At 67.0% G+C, this 16,292-nt stretch carries 20 protein-coding genes and 1 pseudogene; 16 read left to right on the forward strand and 5 right to left on the reverse strand.

Annotated elements, in window-relative coordinates:
- Together Q0X16_RS12290 and Q0X16_RS12295 are read left to right on the forward strand one after the other, a co-directional pair.
- Window positions 1-186 (forward strand): annotated as a pseudogene (locus tag Q0X16_RS12290) (hypothetical protein); the annotation flags it as partial.
- A gap of 8 nt (window positions 187-194) precedes the next feature.
- Window positions 195-665 (forward strand): chemotaxis protein CheW, encoded by a 471-nt coding sequence (locus tag Q0X16_RS12295; protein ID WP_297834873.1) that lies wholly within the window; start codon window positions 195-197, stop codon window positions 663-665.
- A 68-nt stretch (window positions 666-733) separates the two neighbouring features.
- Here Q0X16_RS12295 and Q0X16_RS12300 read toward each other — a convergent pair whose 3' ends face one another.
- Together Q0X16_RS12300 and bioA are read right to left on the reverse strand one after the other, a co-directional pair.
- Window positions 734-1,465, reverse strand: coding sequence for a 16S rRNA (uracil(1498)-N(3))-methyltransferase (locus Q0X16_RS12300; RefSeq protein ID WP_297834876.1), 732 nt, complete (start codon window positions 1,463-1,465; stop codon window positions 734-736).
- Entirely contained in the window at window positions 1,456-2,922 is a 1,467-nt protein-coding gene (gene bioA / locus Q0X16_RS12305) for an adenosylmethionine--8-amino-7-oxononanoate transaminase (protein ID WP_297834879.1), read from the reverse strand. Before bioA ends, Q0X16_RS12300 begins: the two co-directional genes overlap by 10 nt.
- Before the next feature lie 29 nt (window positions 2,923-2,951).
- On the opposite strand from bioA, the gene nudE reads away from it, so the two are divergent.
- Genes nudE through Q0X16_RS12325 form a run of 4 tightly spaced genes read left to right on the forward strand, consistent with a single transcriptional unit; the run spans window position 2,952 to window position 5,422 of the window.
- Window positions 2,952-3,506, forward strand: a complete 555-nt coding sequence (gene nudE / locus Q0X16_RS12310; RefSeq protein WP_297834881.1) for an ADP compounds hydrolase NudE — start codon at window positions 2,952-2,954, stop codon at window positions 3,504-3,506.
- Window positions 3,493-4,284, forward strand: a complete 792-nt coding sequence (cysQ, locus tag Q0X16_RS12315) for a 3'(2'),5'-bisphosphate nucleotidase CysQ (protein ID WP_297834884.1) — start codon at window positions 3,493-3,495, stop codon at window positions 4,282-4,284. Before nudE ends, cysQ begins: the two co-directional genes overlap by 14 nt.
- The gene (mazG, locus tag Q0X16_RS12320) at window positions 4,281-5,099 is read left to right on the forward strand and encodes a nucleoside triphosphate pyrophosphohydrolase (protein ID WP_297834886.1); all 819 of its coding nucleotides are present in this window, start codon (window positions 4,281-4,283) and stop codon (window positions 5,097-5,099) included. The genes cysQ and mazG overlap by 4 nt, the downstream gene beginning before the upstream one ends.
- A 20-nt stretch (window positions 5,100-5,119) precedes the next feature.
- Window positions 5,120-5,422 (forward strand): DUF962 domain-containing protein, encoded by a 303-nt coding sequence (locus Q0X16_RS12325; protein WP_297834889.1) that lies wholly within the window; start codon window positions 5,120-5,122, stop codon window positions 5,420-5,422.
- A gap of 54 nt (window positions 5,423-5,476) precedes the next feature.
- Here the strand turns inward: Q0X16_RS12325 and Q0X16_RS12330 are convergent, their stop codons facing one another.
- Window positions 5,477-5,815: a DMT family protein gene (locus Q0X16_RS12330; protein ID WP_297834970.1), complete on the reverse strand. Its 339-nt coding sequence runs from the start codon at window positions 5,813-5,815 to the stop codon at window positions 5,477-5,479.
- Window positions 5,816-5,914: 99 nt separating this feature from the next.
- Between Q0X16_RS12330 and Q0X16_RS12335 the strand changes: the two genes are divergently transcribed.
- The 10 genes from Q0X16_RS12335 to Q0X16_RS12380 all read left to right on the forward strand — a co-directional run bounded on the left by Q0X16_RS12335 (window position 5,915) and on the right by Q0X16_RS12380 (window position 14,931).
- The gene (locus Q0X16_RS12335) at window positions 5,915-6,616 is read left to right on the forward strand and encodes a response regulator transcription factor (RefSeq protein ID WP_297834892.1); all 702 of its coding nucleotides are present in this window, start codon (window positions 5,915-5,917) and stop codon (window positions 6,614-6,616) included.
- 15 nt (window positions 6,617-6,631) lie between these two features.
- Window positions 6,632-7,684 carry a HAMP domain-containing sensor histidine kinase gene (locus Q0X16_RS12340; protein WP_297834895.1) on the forward strand — a complete coding sequence of 351 codons (1,053 nt, stop codon included), beginning with the start codon at window positions 6,632-6,634 and terminating at the stop codon, window positions 7,682-7,684.
- A gap of 170 nt (window positions 7,685-7,854) precedes the next feature.
- Complete coding sequence (locus Q0X16_RS12345; RefSeq protein WP_297834898.1) at window positions 7,855-9,423, forward strand: efflux RND transporter periplasmic adaptor subunit; 1,569 nt, start codon at window positions 7,855-7,857, stop codon at window positions 9,421-9,423.
- Window positions 9,423-10,127, forward strand: a complete 705-nt coding sequence (locus Q0X16_RS12350) for an ABC transporter ATP-binding protein (protein WP_297834901.1) — start codon at window positions 9,423-9,425, stop codon at window positions 10,125-10,127. The genes Q0X16_RS12345 and Q0X16_RS12350 overlap by 1 nt, the downstream gene beginning before the upstream one ends.
- A complete protein-coding gene (locus Q0X16_RS12355; RefSeq protein WP_297834903.1) occupies window positions 10,124-11,359 on the forward strand; it encodes an ABC transporter permease in 1,236 nt (411 codons plus the stop codon). The genes Q0X16_RS12350 and Q0X16_RS12355 overlap by 4 nt, the downstream gene beginning before the upstream one ends.
- Before the next feature lie 188 nt (window positions 11,360-11,547).
- Window positions 11,548-11,934, forward strand: a complete 387-nt coding sequence (locus Q0X16_RS12360; protein WP_297834906.1) for a diacylglycerol kinase — start codon at window positions 11,548-11,550, stop codon at window positions 11,932-11,934.
- 27 nt (window positions 11,935-11,961) lie between these two features.
- Complete coding sequence (locus Q0X16_RS12365; RefSeq protein ID WP_297834909.1) at window positions 11,962-12,711, forward strand: TerC family protein; 750 nt, start codon at window positions 11,962-11,964, stop codon at window positions 12,709-12,711.
- Window positions 12,712-12,717: 6 nt separating this feature from the next.
- Window positions 12,718-13,599, forward strand: a complete 882-nt coding sequence (gene lgt, locus Q0X16_RS12370; protein WP_297834911.1) for a prolipoprotein diacylglyceryl transferase — start codon at window positions 12,718-12,720, stop codon at window positions 13,597-13,599.
- Window positions 13,599-14,393 (forward strand): thymidylate synthase, encoded by a 795-nt coding sequence (locus Q0X16_RS12375; protein WP_297834914.1) that lies wholly within the window; start codon window positions 13,599-13,601, stop codon window positions 14,391-14,393. Before lgt ends, Q0X16_RS12375 begins: the two co-directional genes overlap by 1 nt.
- A gap of 37 nt (window positions 14,394-14,430) precedes the next feature.
- The gene (locus Q0X16_RS12380; RefSeq protein WP_297834917.1) at window positions 14,431-14,931 is read left to right on the forward strand and encodes a dihydrofolate reductase; all 501 of its coding nucleotides are present in this window, start codon (window positions 14,431-14,433) and stop codon (window positions 14,929-14,931) included.
- Between the two features lie 42 nt (window positions 14,932-14,973).
- On the opposite strand, the gene Q0X16_RS12385 is transcribed toward Q0X16_RS12380, so the two are convergent.
- Together Q0X16_RS12385 and apaG are read right to left on the reverse strand one after the other, a co-directional pair.
- Window positions 14,974-15,888 carry a symmetrical bis(5'-nucleosyl)-tetraphosphatase gene (locus Q0X16_RS12385; RefSeq protein WP_297834919.1) on the reverse strand — a complete coding sequence of 305 codons (915 nt, stop codon included), beginning with the start codon at window positions 15,886-15,888 and terminating at the stop codon, window positions 14,974-14,976.
- A gap of 1 nt (window position 15,889) precedes the next feature.
- Window positions 15,890-16,270 (reverse strand): Co2+/Mg2+ efflux protein ApaG, encoded by a 381-nt coding sequence (gene apaG, locus Q0X16_RS12390; protein ID WP_297834920.1) that lies wholly within the window; start codon window positions 16,268-16,270, stop codon window positions 15,890-15,892.
- Window positions 16,271-16,292 lie beyond the last annotated feature (22 nt).

Consider the following 16,292-nt stretch of genomic DNA (forward strand, 5'->3'; position numbering starts at 1 on the left):
AGCGGCGCCGAGCCGGCGATGGTCGACGTGGCGTTGACGTTTTCGCTCGCGGGCGGGCTGGCCCTGGGCCAGGCCCCGGAAAACTGCTTTGATGCAACCACCACCCAGGCGCTGGTCGCGCGCGGTGGCGAATCGCGCAGCCTGGTCATCATGGCGCGCCAACTTCTGGAACGCTGGTCACCCTGAGGTTTCCCATGGCCGATATTTCCCACATCATTCGAGGCGTGCTGATCCAGGTGGCGGGGGCACGCCTGCTGCTGCCCAACGCGGCGATCGCCGAGGTGTTGTCCTACGCGCCGCCCGATCCGATCGACGGTGCGCCGGACTGGCTGCTTGGCCGCATCCGCTGGCGCGGCTGGGCGCTGCCTCTGATTGCGTTCTCGCGGTTTTCCGGCATTGCCGAGGAGCAGGGCGGACTGGGCAGCAAGGTCATCGTGCTCAAGGCGCTGGGTGGCGATACCAAGCACCCGTATTTCGCGGTGCTGACCCAGGGCTTCCCGCGGCTGGTGACGGTGACCGATGCGGCGTTGGCGCGGCTGGACGCGGGTGAGGAAATGCCCGACGGCGTCCTGTCCCGGGTGCGGTTGAACGAGGATGAAGCCTTGGTGCCGGATCTGGAAGATCTGGAAACCAGCTTGCGCGAGGCGCTGGACCTGGTGGCCTGAATCGGTACGGGTTGCGACGGTGGCCCGAGGCGGTGCTTCGAAAGCCGTTCTGGACTTTTCAGCGCCGTCTAACCCAGATCTCCCGCAAGCGCCTGCAGCGCGGCGATCGCCGCGATGCCGGCGGTTTCCGTACGAAGCACGCGCGGGCCGAGCCGCAGGCCGCAGAAGCCGGCTTCGCGCAGTTGCTCCAGATCGCGCGGAGACCAACCGCCTTCCGGGCCGATCGCCAGCGTGGAGGCAGTGGATAGCGTCGAAGCGACCGACTTGATCGATGCGGCAGATGCCGGGTCGAGAATGAAGCCGGTTCCGTCGCATCGCCGGGTTGCCGATGCCAGCGGCTGCGTCGGCAGCAGTTCGGGCAGCACGGCGCGCCCGCTCTGCTCGCACGCGGAAATGGCGATCTCCTGCCAGTGGGCATGGCGTTTGTGGGCGCGAGCCTCGTCCAGCCGGACATCGCTGCGTTCGCTGGCCACCGGCAGGATTCGCGCGACGCCCAGTTCGGTCGCTTTCTGCACGATCCAGTCCATCTTCTCGCCGCGGGCGATGCCCTGCAGCAAGGTGATGCGCAGGGGAGATTCGTTGTCGATGCGCCGGCGCGCGGTGATTTCGGCCTGCGTCTCGCGCTTGCCGATCGCGACGATACGCGCGTCGTGGTCGTGGCCGTCGCCGTTGAACAGCATGCAGGCGTCTCCCTCGCGCAGACGCAAAACGCGGATCAGGTGCTGCGCCGCGGATTCGGGCAGGATCACCGTCGTGCCGACGTCCAGCGGCTGGTCGAGGTAGCAGCGGGTCAGGCGCATCGTCGTGCCTCCTCCAGTGCGGCAAGGGTGGCGCATTGCAGCAGCGCAAGTTGCGCCTGATCGATGCAGTAGGGCGGCATCCAGTACAGCACGTCGCCCAGCGGCCGCAGCAGGACGCCGTGTTCGAGCGCGGCGCGATACATGCGCAGGCCGCGACGTCCCGCGATCTCGGTTGCGTGGCCGTCCTCGTTGTTGTCCGGCTCGGGCGAAAGCTCGACGGCGAGGATCATCCCGGTCTGGCGCACCTCGACCACCAGCGGGTGGTCGGCCAGCGGTGCGGCCAGTTCGGCCATGCGTGCGGCGGTGGCGCGGTTGCGTTCAAGCACGCCATCGTTTTCGAAAATCCGCAGCGACGCCAGCGCGGCGGCGCAGGCCAGCGGGTTCCCGCTGTAGCTGTGCGAGTGCAGGAAGGCGCGTTCGCGCGAGTCGTCGAGGAAGCCGTCGTAGACTGCCTGCGTCGTCAGCACCGCGCACAGGGGCAGGAAGCCGCCGGTCAGGCCTTTCGACAGGCACAGCAGGTCGGGCTGGATGCCCGGCTTGCCGTTGGCCGTGGCCGCGGGCGCCTGTTCGCAGGCGAACAAGGTGCCGGTGCGCCCGAAGCCGACCGCGATCTCGTCGGCGATCAGGAAGATGCCGTGGGCATCGCACAGTTCGCGTGCGCGGCGCAGGTACGCGGGATGGTGCATGCGCATCCCGCCCGCGCACTGCACCAGCGGTTCAAGGATGAAGGCGCAAATTTCGCCGGAATGCGATTCAAACAGCCGTTGCAGCGCATCGCCGGCGGCGTTGGCACGCTGCTCGGCGGAATCCGGATCGGTGGCGCCGAAGGCGTCGGGCGACGGCGCGAACAGCGCTTCGGGCAGCAACGACCCGTAGACGCGCCGGTACAGCGGCAGGTCGCCCACCGCCAGCGCGCCGAGGGTTTCGCCGTGGTAGCTGCCGGTCAGGGCGATGAATCGGGTCCGGCCGTATTCGCCGCGATTGTGGAACCAGTGGAAGGCCATCTTCAGCGCGACCTCGACCCCGGAGGAGCCATTGTCGGCGTAGAACACCTTGGCCAGGGGCGCGCGGCCCGCCTGTCGTGGTGCGATCTCCAGCAGGCGTTCGGCCAGTTCGATGGCGGGTTCGTGGGTGCAGCCGGCGAGGATGACCTGCTCCAGCGTTTGCGTCTGGCGGGCGATGGCGTGGGCGATCCGCGGCTCGGCGTGGCCGTGCAGGTTGGTCCACCAGCTGCTCACCGCGTCCAGCACGCGCCGGCCGTCGTGGCCGATCAGCCAGGCGCCCTCGCCGCGGGCCACCGTCAGCAACGGCAGCGCGGCGGATTCGTCCTGCGCCGTTTTCGCCATGCCGATGCCGTGTTCGCGCATCTGGGTGCACGGATGCCAGAGCACTTCGAGGTCGCGTGCGCGCCAGCGCCGCGCGACCGTTATCATGTCGCCATCGTGATGCCCTTTCATTCGTCCATTATCGCCGCCGGGGCGGCCGCATGAGCCGCCGCCTGCCGGTCATCCACGGAATCACCGAACACGACGCCGGGCCGTACCGGATGGAGCGGCTCGACCTCGAATTCGGCAACGGCGAGCGCCGGCTCTACGAGCGCCTGCACGGGCGCGGCCACGGCGCGGTCGCGGTGGTGCCGATGCTGGACGCGGAAACGGTGCTGCTGATCCGCGAGTACGCGGCCGGGGTGCACCGCTACGAGCTCGGCCTGGTCAAGGGCCGGATCGACGCCGGCGAGACTCCCGAGCAGGCGGCCAACCGCGAGCTGATGGAGGAAGCGGGCTATGGCGCACGCGACGTTCGGGTGCTGCGCGGGCTGACGCTCGCGCCGACCTACATGAGCCACCAGACCCATCTGGTGCTGGCGCGCGACCTGTACCCGCAGCGCCTGGCCGGCGACGAACCCGAGCTGCCGGAAGTGGTGCCGTGGAAGCTGGCAGACCTGGGGCAGTTGATCCTGCAGGAGGATTTCTCCGAAGGCCGCACGATCGCCGGCTTGTTCATCGTCCGTGAGTGGCTGCAACGACATGATGGTCGATGATGCATTGCGCGATGGCGTGATCGCGCTGGCGCACCGCGCCGCTGCCGAGATCCTTGCCGTTTACGAGGGCGAGTTCGCGGTTCGCGAAAAAGACGACCGTTCGCCGCTGACCGCCGCCGACATGGCCTCGCACCGCTGCATCGTGGCCGGACTGGCGGCACTGACGCCGCAGGTTCCGGTGCTGTCGGAGGAATCGAAGGACACCGACATTGACCAGCGCCGGCAGTGGCGCACTTTCTGGCTGGTCGATCCGCTCGACGGCACCCGCGAGTTCATCAAGCGCAACGGCGAATTCACCGTCAACATCGCGCTGGTCGAAGACGGCGTGGCGACGTTCGGCGTGATCCAGCAGCCGACCACGGGCGCGCTCTGGCACGGCGTGCCGGGTCGGGGCGCGTTTCGACGCGAACACGGGACCGACGTCCCCGTCCACGCGCGCATTCCCGCCAGCATGCCCTTGCGCGTCGCCGCCAGCCGGTCGCATCGCGATGGCCGCACGCAGGCGATCATCGACACCCTGCCGGATTGCGAAGTGCTCGGCTGCGGTTCGTCGCTGAAATTCTGCAGGATTGCCGAGGGTGCGATCGACCTGTACCCGCGCTTCGGACCGACCAGCGAGTGGGATACCGCCGCCGGACAGGCCATCCTGGAGGCGGCGGGTGGCGCGGTGCTCGATCCGCGGCGCCGACCGTTCCGCTACAACCAGCGCGACACCCTGCTCAACGGCGATTTCGTCGCGCTGGGCGACCGCGCGCTGCTGTCGAGGCTGCCGGCATGATCGGCCAGCGCACGATCGACGACCTGCTGGAAATCATGTCCGCGCTGCGCGACCCGAAAGGCGGCTGTCCGTGGGACAAGGAGCAGACCTTCGCCACGATCGCGCCCTACACCATCGAGGAAGCCTACGAGGTCGCCGATGCGATCGACCGCGGCGACATGGCCGATCTCAGGGACGAACTGGGCGACCTGCTGCTGCAGGTGGTGTTCCACGCCCGGATGGCGCAGGAGGTCGGCGCGTTCGCCTTCGCCGATGTGGTCGAGGCGATCTGCGACAAGATGACCCGCCGGCATCCGCACGTGTTCGGCGACGCCAGTTTCGAGGACGCCGAGGCCCAGCTGGCCGACTGGGAGGCGCGCAAGCGCGCCGAACGCATGGCCCGGGGCGAGTCCGATGCATCGGCGCTGGCCGGGATCGCCCGCGGCCTGCCCGAGTGGCAGCGCGCCGTGAAGCTCCAGCACAAGGCGGCCAAGGTCGGCTTCGACTGGCCCGGCCCCGATCCGGTGCTGGACAAGCTGGCCGAGGAAATCGATGAGGTCCGCGCCGAATTCGACGCAGTGGCCGCCATGTCGGACGATGCCGCCGCCCGCGACCGGCTGGAAGATGAAATCGGCGACGTGCTGTTTGTCTGCGCCAACCTCGCCCGTCACGCCAAGGTGGATTTCGGCGCCGCCCTGCGCCGCGCCAACCGCAAGTTCGAACGCCGGTTCCGGGCGATGGAGGCGCTGGCGGAAGCCGACGGTGGCCTCGTCGGGAAATCGCTGGACGTGCAGGATCGCTACTGGGCGCGCGTCAAACTGGCCGAGAAATCCTGATTGCAGGAGGAGGGGGATCGATGTCGCGCTTCGCCAGTTTTCGCGAGTTCTATCCGTTCTATCTCGGCGAGCACCGCAACCGCACCTGCCGTCGGCTGCACTTCGTCGGCACCAGTCTTTCGATCGGCTTCATCGTGCTGACGATCAGGTCGATGAATCCCTGGTGGCTGCTGGCGGCGCTGGCTTCCGGCTACGCCTTCGCCTGGGTCGGGCATTTCTTCTTCGAGAAGAATCGCCCGGCCACGTTCAGGCATCCGCTGTATTCGTTCGCCGGCGACTGGGTGATGTATCGGGACATCCTGATCGGCAGGATTCCGTTCTAGCGTTGCCATGCAGGCGCCTGCATGCAGGCTGTGGATGCCTGGGCAATCCTGCCGTCACTCCCGGAAGATCAACCACGCCGCCACGGCGATCAACGCGAAGCCGGCCCAGTGGTTCCACTTCAGCGGCTGACCCAGATACCACGCCGAGAACCCGGCGAACACCAGCAGGGTGATGACCTCCTGCATGCCCTTGAGCTGAGGCGCCGTGAATACACTGCTGCCGATCCGGTTGGCGGGAACCATCAGCGTGTATTCGAAGAAGGCGATGCACCAACTGAGCAGGATGACCTTGGGCAACGCAACCTCGCGGTATTTCAGGTGGCCGTACCAGGCGAAGGTCATGAACACGTTGGAGCAGACCAGCAGCAGCGGGGTCAACAGGCGGGCGGGCATGCAAGGATCCTCGTAGTGGCGGTCGATGGCGGCGTTCTTCACGCGGATTCGACCGCCAGGGCGTCATCTTGCGCCCATCAAGGCGCAACGGGTGGTCGCATGAACGAAGGCGGACAATCGGGGCTGGTGCTCATCATCGAGGACAACCGGAACATCTCCGAGATGGTCGGCGAATTCCTCGAGGGCCGCGGCTTCGAAGTGGACTACGCTGCCGACGGGCTTGATGGCTACCGGCTGGCGGCCGAGAACACCTATGACGCCATCGTGCTCGACCTGATGCTGCCGCGGCTGGACGGTGTCGAGGTCTGCAAGCGTCTGCGCAGCGAGGCGCGCAAGGCCACCCCGATCCTGATGCTGACCGCACGCGACACCCTGGACGACAAGCTGACCGGGCTGTCCTCGGGGGCCGACGATTACCTGACAAAACCATTTGCGATCCGCGAACTGGAGGCGCGCCTGCACGCCCTGATCCGTCGCGATCGCCGCCAGATCGGCGCCGAGTCGCTGCGGGTGGGCGACCTTGAGCTGGATCCGGGCGCGCTGCGCGCCACCCGCGCAGGCGTCGAACTGCAGCTGTCGCCGATCGGGCTGCGGCTGCTGTCGATCCTGATGCGCGAATCCCCCCGGGTGGTGAGCCGACAGGAAATCGAGCGCGAGATCTGGGGCGACGACCTGCCCGATTCGGACACCTTGCGCAGCCATCTCTACAACCTGCGCAAGGTGATGGACAAGCCGTTCGACCGTCCGTTGCTGCACACCGTGCAGAGCGCAGGCTATCGCATCGCCGATCTGGCTGCCTAGCTCGCGGTGCCCGTCGTGACGACCTGGCAATACCGCGTTCGCAGGATCTTCCTGCTGCAGCTGGCGCTGGTGAGCGGCGTTGCCGCCTGCGGTCTTGCGGCCTTGGCGTGGTATGGCGATGCGGCGCATACGTGGTTGCCCTCCGCGGTGTTTTTCATCGCTGCGCTGGTCATGCTGGCGATCCTCTGGATCGGCGATCGCGCCGCCCGCCGCGCGATCGCGCCGGTGTGCTGGATATTGCGCGAGGTCGGCTCCTGGGATCCGCGTCGTCCCGATCCCGATGCGCTGGCTCCCGAACGGCTGCCGGAGGGCGTTCGCGACGACGTCCGTACGCTGGCCGATGCCCTGTACGGCTTCGGGAACCGCCTGCGCGAGCACGCCGTGCGCGAACGCGAGTTCACGCGGGCGGCCAGCCATGAACTGCGGACCCCGTTGACCGTGATCCGGGTAGCCGCGGATCTGATAGAGCACGATGAAGCCCTGTCCGATGCGTCGAGGCGTTCGCTGGAACGAATCCAGTCCTCGGTCGTCGGGATGGAGGCGATCATCGATGCCCTGCTGCTGCTGGCGCGCAGCGAGGAAGTGGAGCCCGAGGCCGAGGATTTCGCCGCCGGCGATGTGGTGGAGCGGGAACTGGCGCGGGTCCGCCCGCTGGCCGATGCAAAGGGTCTGACATTGTTGCTGGAACGCGACGGCGACCGCGAACTGCACGCACCGCCGCGGATGCTCCAGATCGTGGTCGGACGCCTGCTCGACAACGCGATCCGCTACACCCGGGAAGGCGAAGTCCGGGTTCGCCTGCTGCCTGACCGCCTGCAGGTGTGCGACAGCGGCATCGGCATGGACGCGGCGACGCTGGAACACGCGATCGAGCCGTTCTACTGTGGCTCCGGGCCTTGCGATGCCTCCGGGCCGGGATTGGGCCTGACCATTGCCCATCGGCTCGCCGAACGCTGCGGCTGGGCACTGGGGCTGGAAAGCGCGGCCGGACGCGGTACCTGCGCCAGCGTGGTGTTCCACCCCGAGCAGGCGCCTGGGGCCGCCTCGGAGGGTTCGGCCAACGCGTGACGCCGCCTCGAAGCTGACCCGAAGCTGACCCGAATCCGAAGTCTTCTGGAAGAACCAGCCCGAATGGCACGGTGCAGGAATGCGCAGCGCGGGTAGTATCCGCACCCTGTCAACCTTCTCGGCACGCGTGCGTTCAATGACACGTTGCCGTCTCCTCTGGCTTGGATTGAATGAACAGAACCGCACGTTCCAGCAGCCTTTCGAGCCCACGCCGGCTGGGCATTGCAGCCGTTGTCGTTGCTGCGGTCGCCGGCGCCTGGTATCTGTGGGGCCACCGCGGCGATGCCTCCGGCGATGGCGGCTATCGCACCGAAACCGTGCAGCGTGGCGCCATCCGGGTGACCATTTCCTCCACCGGCACGCTCAGTGCGATCTCCACGGTCACCGTCGGCAGCCAGATCTCCGGACAGGTGACCGATGTGCTGGTGGATTTCAACTCGCCGGTGAAAAAGGGCGACATCCTTGCCCGGATCGATCCTTCCACCTACCGCGCACAGCTGGAGCAGGGCAATGCGGCGATTGCGAGCGCGCGCGCCCAGCTTGCCCAGGCGCAGGCCACGCTGCGCAATGCCACCCTCGATTTCCAGCGCAAGCAGGATCTGGTCCAGCAAAAGCTCATCGCCCGCAGCGATTTCGACCTGGCGCGGGCCGCGCTCGATCAGGCCAGGGCGCAGGTGAACTCGGCGCAGGCGCAGATCCGCCAGCAGACCGCATCGGTTCAGAACACCCAGGTCAACATCGATCGCGCGATCATCCGTTCGCCGGTCGATGGCGTGGTCCTGACCCGCAAGATCGATCCCGGCCAGACCGTGGCGGCGAGCTTCTCGGCGCCGGAGCTGTTCACCATCGCCGAGGACCTGTCGAAGATGCAGATCCAGCTGTCGGTGGATGAATCCGACATCGGGCAGATCCGGGTCGGGCAGCAGGTCAGCTTCACCGCCGACGCCTTCCCGGATCGTCAGTTCAAGGGCGTGGTCGAGCAGGTGCGTCTGGCCGCCACGACCACCAACAATGTCGTCACCTATCCGGTGATCGTGACCGTGGACAACAGCGACGGAACCCTGCTGCCGGGTTTGACCGTGAATGCCGAAATCGAGGTCAGCAGTCGCGAGAACGTGCTCAAGCTCGGGAACGCCGCCCTGCGCTTCAAGCCCAGCGACGATTCTCCGCTGTCCAGCCTGCAGCCGGAGGGCGCCAGCGGTCCGCCAGGCGGTTCGGGTGGTGGTGGCGCTGACATGAGCCGGGATTGGCAGATGCTGGCGGCGAGCCTCGACCTGAACGCCGAACAGAAGGCTGCCTTCGACCAGGCGCTGGAGGAGATGCAGCGGCGGCAGGCCGAGCGCGCAGCGCAGTGGCAGCAGAACAATCAGTCGCAGCAAGGTGGCGGCAACCGCCTGTTCGGCGGTGGCCGCGGATTTGGCGGTCGCCCCGGTGGCGGCAGCGCCGATCCCGGCATGATGGCGCAGATGCGCGCGCGCATGCGCGACCGGCTGAACCAGCAGTTCGCCGCGTTCGTGGCGACCTTGAGTCCGGTCCAGCGCGGCAAGTGGAACCTCGGCGTCGACGCCCAGCTCAGCGCCCGTCGCGTCACCGTCTATCGCCTGGCCAACGGCAAGCCGGAAGCCATCTCGATCAAGATCGGCGCCAGCGACGGCAGCAGTACCGAAGTCTCAGGGCCGAACGTTCGCGAAGGCGACCAGATCATTTCGGGTGAACGGGCCGCCGCGGGAGGCAAGTGATGGCCGATGCCGCCGTTCCGGTGATCCGTACCCGCAAGATCGGCAAGGTATATTCGGCCGGCACCGAGGCTGAGGTGGTGGCGCTGCGCGGCGTGGACCTGGAGATCGAGCGCGGCGGCTTCGTCGCCATCATGGGACCTTCCGGTTCGGGGAAATCGACCTTGATGAACTTGCTGGGCTGCCTGGACCGGCCGACGACCGGCAGCTACGAATGCGATGGCGTGGACGTGGCGACGCTGGATGCGGAGGAACTGGCGCGGCTGCGGCGCGAAAAGATCGGTTTCGTGTTCCAGGGCTTCCACCTGTTGCCGCGCATGGACGCCACCGACAACGTGGCGATGCCGCTGGGCTATGCGCGCGTGCCGCACGAGGAGCGTCGGCGGAGGGCACTCGAGGCGCTGGCGGCAGTGGGCCTGGCCGAACGTGCCGACCATCATCCCAATGAGCTGTCCGGCGGCCAGCAGCAGCGCGTGGCGATCGCCCGCGCACTGGTCAACCACCCTCCGATCCTGCTGGCCGACGAGCCCACCGGCGCGCTCGACAGCAAATCCGGCGAGGAAGTCCTTGCGCTGTTCAAGCGCCTGCGCGACGACGGCCATACCGTGATCCTGATCACCCACGATGCCCACGTCGCCGCCCACGCGGACCGCACCTACGTCATGCACGACGGCGAGCTGCATGCCCAGCAGGGAGCCACACCATGACCTGGCTCGACGTCCTCCGTACCGCGTTCTTCGCCCTGCGCGGCAACTGGGCGCGCAGCGCGCTGACGTCGCTGGGCGTGATCATCGGCATCGCGGCCGTCATCGTGATGGTGTCGATCGGGCAGGGCACCCAGGCCGAGATCGACAAGATGGTGTCGGGGCTGGGTTCGCAGCGGCTCGACATCAGCAGCTTCGGCGGGATGGGGCCGGGCGGAGCACGGATGGCGCAGGGCAGCCGCTGGTCGCTGACCGTGGGCGACGTGGAGGCGATTCGCAACGAAGTGCCGGAAGTGCAGTACGCCGCCGGTTCGCTGCGCGGCGGTGCGCAGATCGTTTCGGGCGTCAACAACACCTCGACCCAGTGGCAGGGCGTGCAGCCGGACTGGTTCCAGATCAACGACTGGCAGATCGCGCAGGGCAACGGTTTCGACACCTCCGACTACGGCGGCGGCTCGAAATCGGTGCTGATCGGCGAAACCGTGCGCAAGACGCTGTTCGGCGACGATTCCGGAATCGGCCAGACCATCCGCATCGGCCGGGTGCCGTTCACCGTGGTGGGCGTGCTGGGGCCGAAGGGGCAGGGCGGTTTCGGTCAGGACCAGGACGATCTCGTGGTGGTACCACTGGAAACGGCCCGGCGCCGGCTGTCGAGTTCGACCGACATGCCGCCGGGCGCGGTCCAGCAGATTGCGGTGGGCGTCGATGACGCCCGCAACCTCGACAGCGCCCAGAGCGAGATCGAAAGTCTGCTGCGCCAGCGCCACAAGATCGCGCCCGGCGCCGACGACGATTTCGCGGTGCGCAACATCGCCCAGATCGTGGCCACCCGCACCGCGACCACCAACCTGATGTCCAAGCTGCTGGGTGCGGTGGCCGGCATCTGCCTGGTGATCGGCGGCATCGGGATCATGAACATCATGCTGGTTTCGGTCACCGAGCGGATTCGCGAGATTGGATTGCGGATGGCGGTTGGGGCCGGTCCTTCCGACGTGCGCCGACAGTTCCTCACCGAGGCGATGCTGATTTCGCTGGGCGGCGGCGTGATCGGGATTGTCATAGGCGTCGTCGGCGCCTTGATCGTGGGAAAGATCGGCGACCTGCCGGTCCAGCTGGATTCCAAGGTGGTGCTGCTGGCGGCGACGTTCTCGATCTGCACCGGGCTGTTCTTCGGCTATTACCCGGCGCGCAAGGCCTCGCTGCTCGATCCGATCGAGGCGCTGCGCTCGCAGTAAGGACGACGCCGAATGAATCCGTCCTGGACTCTTCGGCATTGGCCGAGGCGTCCGTGCGGCCCCGTCCAGCGCGCCGGCGCCGGGTTGTGGCAAAATTGACCGGCCAAAGCGGACCCTGCCGCCGGTTGCGATCCGCACGATGCCTGATCGAAAGCCCAATGTGCCAGCCGAAGTCGGGGTTCCCCCGAATGGCTGACGTCCATGGGCATCTCCCGCGCAGTCCCGCCGGCGTCCTGCGCGCCCTGCGCTGGTCGCTGCTCGGGCTGAAGGCGGCCTGGTTGAACGAATCCTCGTTCCGGCTGGAAGTCTACCTTCTGGCCATTCTCGGGCCGTTGGGTTGGTACCTGGGGGAAACCGGCGTCGAGCGTGCGATGCTGATCGGCAGTTGTCTGCTGGTGCTGGCGATGGAGCTGATGAACTCCTCGATGGAGGCCGTGATCGAACGGTTCGGCGCGGAGCGGCACGAGCTTTCGGGTCGTGCCAAGGACATGGGCTCGGCGGCGGTGTTCATGCTGATGATGAACGTGGTGCTGGTGTGGGCGCTGTTGCTGTTGCCCCGCGTGTGGCCGCAGTGACGGTCTGGGCGGTCGGATGAGGATGAAATGGACCTGAGTTTCCTGACCAGCCCCGATGCGTGGCTTACCCTGGTCACGCTGAGCGCGCTCGAAATCGTGCTGGGCATCGACAATCTGGTGTTCATCTCGATCGCGGTCGGCCGGTTGCCGGAGAACCGCAAGTCGCTTGCGCGCAGGCTTGGCATCGCCGCCGCCTGCATCACCCGGGTCCTGCTGCTGGTGACGCTGGCGCACCTGGCGCGGATGCACCAGAACCTGTTCGATGTCGGCGGCATGGGAATTTCGATCCGCGACCTCGTGCTGATCCTCGGCGGCGCTTTCCTGCTGTACAAGGGCACCCAGGAAATCCGCGAACTGATCAGCGGCGGCGAGGACGAGGATCCGCGAACCACCAAGGCCTCGGCGGTGTTCGGTTTCGTGATCGCACAGATCGCCGTCATCGACATCGTGTTCTCGCTGGATTCGGTCATCACGGCCGTCGGCATCGCCGAGCACATCCCGATCATGGTGGCGGCGATCCTCGCCGCGGTCGCGATCATGCTGCTGGCCGCCGATCCGCTGGGGGTCTTCATCGACAACAACCCGACCGTGAAAATGCTGGCGCTGGCGTTCATCCTGCTGGTCGGCGTCGTGCTGATCCTCGACGGGATCGAGGTCCACGTGCCCAAGCCGTACATCTACTTCGCGATGGGCTTTTCGGTGCTGGTCGAATGGCTGAACCTGCTGATGCGGCGCAAGGCGGCGAACCGCGGCATCCCCGGCGCCGGCGAGTGGTGATCCGCGATGCCGTTTCTTGACCAGATCGACCCGATCGCACTCTCGCTGGGGCCGGTCAAGGTGCACTGGTACGGGCTGATGTACCTGCTCGGCTTTGCCGTGGCCTGGTGGCTGGGCGCGCGCCGCGCCCGCGCCGGGCGCCTGCCGGGCGTGAACGAAGCCGGGTTTTCCGACCTGATGTTCTACGCGATGCTCGGCGTCGTCCTGGGTGGGCGGATCGGCTACATGCTGTTCTACGGATTTGCCGACCTGATTCGCGATCCGCTGTCGTTGTTTCGGGTCTGGGAAGGCGGCATGAGCTTCCACGGCGGCCTGCTGGGCGTGCTGGCGGCGATCGGCTGGTGGTCGCGCAAGCACTGCCTGCATTATTTCGATACGGTGGATTTCGTCGCGCCGCTGGTACCGGCGGGGTTGGGTTTCGGCCGCTTGGGCAACTTCATCGGCGGCGAATTGTGGGGCAAGCCGACCGCGGGAACGATGTTCGACGGATGGGGCGTGGTGTTTCCGCGCGCCCTGCCTGCGCCATTTTCCTCGATGGATCCGGCTACGCTGCGGGCGCAGTTCGACGCCGGATTGCTCAACGGTTTTGCCCGCCATCCATCGCAGCTGTACCAGGCGGCGCTGGAAGGGCTGGTGCTGTTTTGCGTGCTGGTCTGGTATTCGCGCAGGCCGCGTCCGCGCTTTGCCGTCTCGGGCTGGTTCGCGCTGCTGTACGGCTGTTTCCGCTTCCTCGTCGAGTTCGTGCGCGAGCCGGACGAACAGCTGGGCTACCTCGCATTCGGCTGGCTGACCATGGGGCAGGTGCTCAGCACGCCGTTGATTCTGCTGGGCGTGTTCTGGCTGTGGAAATCGCGTTCAGCTCCGACCCTGGAACCGGAGCCGCGCTGATGCGGCAGTACCTGGATCTGCTGCGGCACGTGCTGGAACACGGCAGCGAGAAATCCGACCGCACCGGCACCGGCACCCGCAGCGTGTTCGGCTGGCAGATGCGGTTCGATTTGAACGCGGGCTTCCCGCTGGTGACGACCAAGAAGCTGCACCTGCGTTCGATCGTCCACGAACTGCTGTGGTTCCTGCAGGGCAGCACCAACATCGCCTATCTTAAGGCGAACAGGGTCAGCATCTGGGACGAGTGGGCCGATGCCGACGGCGAGCTGGGGCCGGTCTACGGCAAACAGTGGCGCAACTGGGAAGGCGCGAACGGGCAAACCGTGGATCAGATCGCGTGGCTGATCGACGAGATCCGCCGCAATCCCGATTCGCGCCGGCTGATCGTCTCCGCCTGGAACGTGGCCGACCTGCCGAAGATGGCGCTGATGCCCTGCCACACCCTGTTCCAGTTCTATGTGGCGGGCGGCAAGCTGAGCTGCCAGCTCTACCAGCGCAGCGGCGACATCTTCCTCGGCGTGCCGTTCAACATCGCCAGCTATGCGCTGCTGACCCACATGGTGGCGCAGGTGTGCGGACTGGGCGTCGGCGATTTCGTGCACACGCTGGGCGATGCGCATCTGTATTCCAATCATTTCGAACAGGCGCGCGATCAGCTGGAGCGCACGCCGCGCGCATTGCCGACGCTGCGTTTGAACCCGGACATGCGCGACATCTTCGGTTTCCGCTTCGAGGACATCGCCATCGAAGGCTACGATCCGTGGCCTGCGATCAAGGCACCGGTTGCCGTCTAATATCTATCGTCATGCCCGCGCAGGCGGGCATTCATGGATGTTGTCTTTGGACATTTCACTGATCGCCGCGCTGGACCGCAACTACGCCATTGGCAGGGGCAATGCGCTGCCGTGGCACCTGCCGGACGACCTGAAGCGGTTCAAGGCGCTGACACTGGGGAAACCCATCCTGATGGGACGCAAGACCGCGCTGGCGCTGGGGCGCGCGCTGCCGAAGCGGCGCAATCTGGTGCTTACGCGCGGCGGGCAAGTGCCGTTTGCCGGAATGGAAGCGGTGGCCTCGCTGGACGCTGCCATCGCGCTGGCGGCGGGCGATGCCGGCGCGCTGTGCGTGATCGGCGGCGGCGAGGTGTTTGCGTTGGCGCTGCCGTTGGCGACGCGGTTGTTCCTGACTTGGGTCGATGCCGAGGTCGAAGGCGCCGATGCGTTCTTTCCGCGCTTCGATGCGCGCCACTGGTGCGAAACCGCGCGCGAAGCGCATCCGGCCGACGCGACGCATGCGTTCGCGTTCGATTTCGTGGATTACGAGCGCAGCTGACGGTTCGGCGGCAGCGGATTGCGACCCGCGTCGACGGCCCGGCTACTGCGGGTTTGGCAGCCGGTGGCGGGAGGGGCCCTGATGCTGGTGCTGAGACTGGTGCGGACGCGGTGGGCGCTGCTTCGGCGGGGGCGCCGGCACGTCGCGGCCCGGCACCTGCACCACGTGCAGGTCGTCGGTATCGAGCTGGAGCGCGGTGAGCTTGCCGCCCCACACTGCGCCGGTGTCGATCGCGTGCACGCCGTGGCCGACGAACAAGCCCAGCGTGCTCCAGTGGCCGCTGACGATCTTCAGGTCACGCGGCGCATGGCCGGGAACCGCGTACCACGGGTACAGGCCGGGCGGCTGGCTGCCGGGAGCGCCTTTCTGGTCGAAGGCGATCCGACCGCGTGGACTGCAGTAGCGCATCCGGGTGCAGGCGTTGATGATCGCGCGCGCGCGTTCTACCCCGTGCAACTGCGGCGACCAGTCCGGCCGGTCTCCGAACATGTTGCGCAACAGCGAGCGGAAACCGTCGCCGCGCAAGCGTGCCTCGACTTCGCGGGCGTGCTTTTCGGCTTGCTGGGTGGTCCACCGCGGGGCCAGCCCGGCATGTACCATCATCCAGCCCAGCGCGCGGTCGCTGTGGATGAGCTCGCATCCGCGCAGCCAGGCCAGCAGTTCCGGCGCGTCCTCGGCGAACAGCACGCCCTGCAGGTCGGAATTGACCCGACGCTGCTCTTCGGGCGTCCGCTGGGAAATCGCCAGCAGCGACAGGTCATGGTTGCCGAGCACCACGTGGCTGACTTCACGCAGCGAATGCACCAGACGAAGAGTCTCGATCGACTGCCCGCCGCGGTTGACCAGATCGCCGCAGAACCACAGCCGGTCCACCGCCGGGTCGAAGCGGATCCGATCCAGCAGGCGCCGGGTGACGTCGAAGCACCCTTGCAGGTCGCCGATTGCCCAGACCGCCATTTCAGTGCAGCGTGCGCGGGATGGACAAGGTGAACTGCGGGATGGGCGCGGCGAAACGAGTGCCGTCGTCGGCGAGTACATCGTAGCTGCCGCGCATGACGCCGGTATCGGTTTCCAGCACCGCGCCCGAGGTGTACTCGAAGCCCTCTCCCGGACGCAGCCAGGGCTGCTCGCCGACCACGCCCTCGCCCCGCACTTCCTCGACCTTGCCGTTGCCGTCGGTGATCAACCAGCGGCGGCCGAGCAGGCGCGCGGCCACCTTGCCGCGGTTGTGGATGCGCACGGTGTAGGCGAACACGTAGCGTCCGGTTTCCGGCGCCGATTGTTCGTCCAGGAAGCAGGCATCGACGGCGATGTCGAACCTGTAATCGTTATCGTCCATGCAGTCATTCTAGCCGTCGTCT

Source organism: Thermomonas sp. (assembly GCF_025993755.1).
Lineage (GTDB): Bacteria > Pseudomonadota > Gammaproteobacteria > Xanthomonadales > Xanthomonadaceae > Thermomonas.